The sequence below is a fragment of the Paenibacillus sp. MCAF9 genome, assembly GCF_052114265.1.
Lineage (GTDB): Bacteria > Bacillota > Bacilli > Paenibacillales > Paenibacillaceae > Pristimantibacillus.
Genome location: NZ_JBFREL010000084.1, coordinates 1 through 655 on the forward strand (window position 1 = coordinate 1; position 655 = coordinate 655).

Consider the following 655-nt stretch of genomic DNA (forward strand, 5'->3'; position numbering starts at 1 on the left):
GGGGTGAAGTCGTAACAAGGTAGCCGTATCGGAAGGTGCGGCTGGATCACCTCCTTTCTAAGGAAATACCCGGACCCGATGAGGTTCGGATAAACTTGGCAGTTTATCGCTTACTCGTTGTCAGTTTTGAAAGATTAATCATCTTTCAAYGSAAGTCAAGTCATCCGTTTGGTGGCGATGGCGGAGGTGAACCACGCGTTCCCATACCGAACACGACCGTTAAGCCCTTCAGCGCCGATGGTACTTAGACCGCAGGGTCTTGGGAGAGTAGGACGTCGCCAAGCAGGTGTTATRTTTTACACCTAACAGCARCCGMRAGGTTGTCTGTGATTTACTTTGCACCTTGAAAACTGGATAACGAAAGAAAAAGAATTGCTGAAACATCCTTTAGTTGTTTTTACGTAAGCGARAGGTGTTCGAGATTGTTCCAACTTCTTTTCGTTTTGTTTCAACCATTTGATGTCTTAGGAGATCAGAGAAACAAAATGAAAACGGCGGACAAGCCGAATCACCACGAGCAATTGGTTAAGCTAGTAAGAGCGCACGGAGGATGCCTAGGCACCAGGAGCCGAAGAAGGACGTGGCGAACAACGATACCGCCCCGGGGAGCCGTAAGCAGGCATTGATCCGAGGATTTCCGAATGGGGAAACCCAG

General features: G+C 48.6%; 3 rRNA genes. All 3 read left to right on the forward strand.

The features are described from left to right. Positions 1 to 57, forward strand: a 16S ribosomal RNA gene (locus AB4Z45_RS32975); the annotation flags it as partial. Between the two features lie 110 nt (positions 58 to 167). Then, positions 168 to 284 (forward strand): 5S ribosomal RNA (rrf, locus tag AB4Z45_RS32980). Between the two features lie 239 nt (positions 285 to 523). Then, positions 524 to 655, forward strand: a 23S ribosomal RNA gene (locus AB4Z45_RS32985); the annotation flags it as partial.